The organism is Streptomyces sp. NPDC046197 (assembly GCF_040646295.1).
Taxonomy (GTDB): Bacteria; Actinomycetota; Actinomycetes; order Streptomycetales; family Streptomycetaceae; genus Streptomyces.
On record NZ_JBEYZY010000079.1, the window covers coordinates 1 to 5,300 of the forward strand.

Consider the following 5,300-nt stretch of genomic DNA (forward strand, 5'->3'; position numbering starts at 1 on the left):
GTACGTCCAGTACGAGGACTTCCGGCCGGCACGCCGAGAGCACGCACCGGACGTCACTCCTTGACGGGCGAACGTTGCCTGCCGGGGCACTAGAGCTCGCCGCCCTGGAGCCGCCGTACGCCGCTCGTGCGTAACCGAGCGAGCCCAGTACCAGCACGAGGCCCACCAGCCCCAGCACCAGTGCCGAGACTCCGAGACCGCGTCCCTTCCCCGCCATCGTTTCCCTCCCCTTGCAGCCCATCCGCGGCGCAGAGGCTAGCGGCCCGCTGCGCACGCCCGTCACCCGTACTCCCGCAGGTGGGGCAGAACGCGGGCCGTCCCGACCGCCGCCGCGGCGGCCCGCGGCCGGCCCCATGTGTCCGGAGGCGGACTGGGGGCCGCCGGGGACTCCGGTGTAGCTTGGGACGGAGCCAGACGTCGCTGCTGATGGCGGTCGGGCGGTCCCACCGCGGACCGGCCGAGGGAGAGAGGGCCTCCGACGGACTGCGCTGCGCGCACGCGGGCATGCCTGTGTCCTCTTCGGCCACCCTGTGTCCGCCGCCGCGCAGGTCAGCCCTACCCACCTCGAACCCGAACCCGAGGAGCAGCCCGTAATGACGACTGTCGAGAACCGACAGGACTTCAAGGTCGCCGACCTGTCCCTGGCCGAGTTCGGCCGCAAGGAGATCACCCTCGCCGAGCACGAGATGCCCGGCCTGATGGCGATCCGCAAGGAGTACGCGGAGCAGCAGCCGCTGAGGGGCGCCCGGATCACCGGCTCCCTGCACATGACCGTCCAGACCGCCGTCCTGATCGAGACCCTGGCGGCTCTGGGCGCGCAGGTCCGCTGGGCCTCCTGCAACATCTTCTCCACCCAGGACCACGCGGCCGCGGCCATCGCAGTCGGACCGGACGGCACCCCCGAGAACCCGCAGGGCATCCCGGTCTTCGCCTGGAAGGGCGAGACCCTGGAGGAGTACTGGTGGTGCACCGAGCAGGCCCTGACCTGGCCGGACAGCCCCACCGGCGGCCCGAACATGATCCTGGACGACGGCGGTGACGCCACCCTGCTGGTCCACAAGGGCGTCGAGTACGAGAAGGACGGCAAGGTCCCCTCGCCCGACACCGCCGAGTCCGACGAGCACCGCGTCATCCTGCAGCTGCTGACCCGCACCCTGGGCGAGAACCCCCAGAAGTGGACCCAGCTGGCCTCCGAGATCCGCGGCGTCACCGAGGAGACCACCACCGGCGTCCACCGCCTGTACGAGATGCAGCGCGACGGCACCCTCCTCTTCCCGGCGATCAACGTCAACGACGCGGTCACCAAGTCGAAGTTCGACAACAAGTACGGCTGCCGGCACTCGCTGGTGGACGGCATCAACCGCGCCACCGACGTGCTGATCGGTGGCAAGACCGCCGTCGTCTGCGGCTACGGCGACGTGGGCAAGGGCTGCGCGGAGTCCCTGCGCGGGCAGGGCGCCCGCGTGATCATCACCGAGATCGACCCGATCTGCGCGCTGCAGGCGGCGATGGACGGCTACCAGGTCACCACCCTGGACGAGGTCGTCGAGACCGCCGACATCTTCATCACCACCACCGGCAACAAGGACATCATCCTTGCCTCCGACATGGCGAAGATGAAGCACCAGGCGATCGTCGGCAACATCGGCCACTTCGACAACGAGATCGACATGGCCGGCCTCGCCAAGGTCCCGGGCATCGTCAAGGACGAGGTCAAGCCGCAGGTCCACACCTGGACCTTCCCGGACGGCAAGAAGATCATCGTGCTGTCCGAGGGCCGCCTGCTGAACCTCGGCAACGCCACCGGTCACCCGTCGTTCGTGATGTCCAACTCCTTCGCGGACCAGACCCTGGCCCAGATCGAGCTGTTCACCAAGCCCGACGAGTACCCGACCGGCGTCTACGTGCTGCCCAAGCACCTCGACGAGAGGGTCGCCCGCCTCCACCTGGACGCGCTCGGCGTGAAGCTGACCAAGCTGCGCCCCGAGCAGGCCGCCTACATCGGCGTCGACGTCGACGGCCCGTTCAAGGCGGACCACTACCGCTACTGACGGACCTCACCGCCGGCGAGGCGCACCCCGCGTCTCACCCAGGTCCTCCGAGGCAGGCCCCCGCACCCCCGTGCCGGGGGCCTGCCCCTTTGGCCGGCCCGGCGTCACGAACGCCGGGCCGAGTCGCCGAGGTGACCGGACCAGCCCCTCAAGACCCAGGACCCCCATGCCCCGCGGCCGCTATTCGCTCCACGATCCGCACGATCACACCCCCTTCGCCGAAGAACACTTCCAATGCGCCCCCGGCCCCACCGGCTGGCGCTATGTCTCCCAGGTCACCACCCCATCGGGCGATCACCGCGGCTCCGTCGACCTCGCCCTGGACGAGCTGGGCCGTCCCATCCGCCTCGAACTGCACACGGGAAGCTGGCAGGTGCGCGGCGCCGCCATCGACGGCGTCACCTGGGTCCGCACCGACCCCACAGGCACCTGTGCCACCGAAGGCAATGTGCGCGCCCACGCCTTCACCGGAACGTCTCCCGCCTTCCTCGTCGCCACCGCTCGCCTCCTGCGCCTCACCCCCTCAGCACCCGCAACCCGCGTACGCCTCGTCGCCTTCACCGAACCAGTCCTCGCCCCGCGCACCGTGGACCAGTCCTGGGCGCTGGTGAACAGCGAAACACACGGCACTGACAACGGCCCCCTGACCGTGGACGAATACCAGGTCACAGCCCTGGACACGGGGGAGCGGCACACCGTGCACATCGCCGGAGACGTGGTGCTGTCCGCCCCCGGCATCGAGTTGGAGGACCTGCAGTCGCCGCCGTCCGTGTTCGGCTCGTGAGCGAGCGCCGGACGGCCTACGCCGGCGGTACGAAGCCGGTGGCGGCCCGCCCGGTCGGATGAACTCCCGCCTCGTCGGCCACCGGTGACACCGCCGGCGCATACGGCGCCGTCGGCGTATCGGACGCGGAGGAGCCGTACGCCCGCGGCCCGCCGAGCGAGTCGGCCGCGCCGAGAGCCGTGGCGCCGTCCACCTCGGCTGTCCCGCCGTCCACCTCGGCTGTCCCGCCGTGCCCGGGGGTGTTGCCGAACGCCCGGCGGGCCTCGCGCGCCTGCCGCTCGTGCAGCACCGCCGCCAGATACATCGCGGGCGGAATCTCGCCGGGCGCCGGAGTCCCGGTGCGGGCCGCGAGGTCGGTGGCGAGCCGCTGCGCCATGCCCCAACCGACCTGCGGGTCCAGCTGATGCATCCGAGTGAGGTACTGCCGAACGGCCAGCCACAGCCCGTCGGGCACCGCCGACAGGTCGAGGGCCGAGAAACGCCCGGCCAGCCAGGGCGGCGGCGGAGGCACGAAACCCGCCTGCCCGACCGGCACACGTTCCCTCACCACGAGAGTCCCCGCGAACACGTCTCCCAGCCGGCGCCCACGCGCCGACACGAGTGAGGCGATGCACGCGACGACCCCGAAGGTCATCAGAATCTCCACCACGCCGATGGCGCCCCGCACCAGCGCATGACGGAACCGGATCGGTCCGCCGTCGTCCCGCACCACCCGCAGCCCGCACGCCAACTTCCCGAGCGAGCGCCCATGGCTGAGCGTCTCCACCGCGATCGGTCCGCCCACCAGCACGAGCAGAAACGTCGCGATCGACAGCGCGACCTGCGCGGCCTCGTCCAAAGAAGCCGTCGAGGCCACCAGGGCCACTGTCACGGCGACGTAGGCGGCCATGGCCACAGCAAGATCGAGCAGCACGGCCAGCGCCCTGCTGGGCAGCCTCGCAGGGCGCAACTCCAGCGCCACCGCCTCGCCCGTCACCAGCTCACTCACGCCCGCCGTCCTTCCCCTGCCCTGCCCCGAGAGGGGCCAGTCTGCCAAGCTGAGGCCCATCGCGCCGCAGTAGTACAAGCTGACACCCCCAAGGCGCAGTCGAACAACCAGCCGAGGAGCAGGCAGACACGATGGACCTGGACGTCTTCGTCTCCGCCCACCGAGCCGAGTGGGACCGCCTCGACGCCCTGCTCCGCCGCCAGCGCCGTCTCACCGGCACGGAGGCCGACGAACTCGTCGCCCTCTACCAGCGCACCGCCACACACCTCTCCCTGATCCAGTCCAGCGCCCCCGACCCGCAGCTGACCGGCCGGCTCAGCCAACTCGTGGCACGCGCGCGCAGCGCCGTGACGGGAACCCGCCGGGCTTCCTGGCGCGACGTGACCCGCTTCCTGCTCCACAGCTTCCCCGCCGCGGTCTACCGTTCGCGCCACTGGTGGGTGCCCACGGCACTGGTGTCCACCGTCCTCGCCGCACTCCTGGGCTGGTGGATCGGCACGCACCCCGAAGTGCAGGGCGCCATCGCCGCCCCCGGCGAACTACGGCAGCTCACCCGCCCCGGTGGCGAGTACGAGACCTACTACTCGAGCCATCCCGCGGCCGCCTTCGCCGCCCAGGTGTGGACGAACAACGCCCAGGCCGCCGCCATGTGCCTGGTGCTGGGTGTCTTCCTCGGCCTCCCGGTCCTGTGGATCCTCTTCGAGAACATGCTCAACCTCGGCGTCGGCATCGGCCTCATGTCCTCGGCCGGCCGGCTCGACACCTTCCTCGGCCTCGTGCTCCCCCACGGCCTGCTCGAACTGACGGCGGTTTTCGTGGCCGCCGGAACCGGCCTGCGCCTCGGCTGGACCCTCATCGACCCCGGCCCGCGCTCACGACGGACCGCCCTGGCAGAGGAAGGCCGGGCCGCCGTGGGCATGGCGATCGGGCTCGCCCTGGTCCTGTTCGTCTCCGGCGCCATCGAAGGCTTCGTCACCCCGTCCGGCCTGCCGACCTGGGCCCGGATAGGCATCGGAGTCGTCGCCGAGGCGTCCTTCCTGACCTATGTCTACGTCCTCGGCGGCCGCGCCGTGCGAGCCGGCGACATGGGTGACGTGGGCGCGGCCGAACAGAGCGCCGGCGTGCCGACGGCCGCCTGATGTGCGAAGACACCGCTCGGGCTGCTAATCTCCTCTTCGCCCCACGAGAGCCGTTGACACGGATCGGATGGGGAGGTAGATTCGAACAGTTGCCTGGAGGTGGGTTCCCACCCGCATGGGCAGCAGTGAACATCTATCAGCTTCTAGAAACGTCGATTGAGACATCGATTTCGAAGAAGCCCCTCTCGATGAATCGGAAACGAAGGCCGGTCGGACCGGCCCGAGAGTTCTGATAAAGTCGGGACCGCCGGAAAGGGAAACGCGGAAGCGGGAACCTGGAAAGCGCCGAGGAAATCGGATCGAGAAAAGATCTGATAGAGTCGGAAACACCGAAGGGA

At 70.2% G+C, this 5,300-nt stretch carries 4 protein-coding genes; 3 read left to right on the plus strand and 1 reads right to left on the minus strand.

Features of this window, described 5'->3' with window-relative positions; genetic code table 11:
- Positions 1–593: 593 nt before the first annotated feature.
- Both ahcY and AB0A61_RS40715 read left to right on the plus strand, forming a co-directional pair.
- Positions 594–2,051 carry an adenosylhomocysteinase gene (ahcY, locus tag AB0A61_RS40710; RefSeq protein WP_361304576.1) on the plus strand — a complete coding sequence of 486 codons (1,458 nt, stop codon included), beginning with the start codon at positions 594–596 and terminating at the stop codon, positions 2,049–2,051.
- Between the two features lie 166 nt (positions 2,052–2,217).
- A complete protein-coding gene (locus tag AB0A61_RS40715; RefSeq protein WP_361304579.1) occupies positions 2,218–2,835 on the plus strand; it encodes a hypothetical protein in 618 nt (205 codons plus the stop codon).
- Positions 2,836–2,851: 16 nt separating this feature from the next.
- Here AB0A61_RS40715 and AB0A61_RS40720 read toward each other — a convergent pair whose 3' ends face one another.
- A complete protein-coding gene (locus AB0A61_RS40720; protein WP_361304581.1) occupies positions 2,852–3,823 on the minus strand; it encodes an RDD family protein in 972 nt (323 codons plus the stop codon).
- Positions 3,824–3,954: 131 nt separating this feature from the next.
- Here AB0A61_RS40720 and AB0A61_RS40725 point away from each other — a divergent pair, with 131 nt between their 5' ends.
- On the plus strand, positions 3,955–4,962 hold the full coding sequence (locus tag AB0A61_RS40725; RefSeq protein WP_361304584.1) for a stage II sporulation protein M: 1,008 nt from the start codon (positions 3,955–3,957) through the stop codon (positions 4,960–4,962).
- Positions 4,963–5,300: the final 338 nt, after the last annotated feature.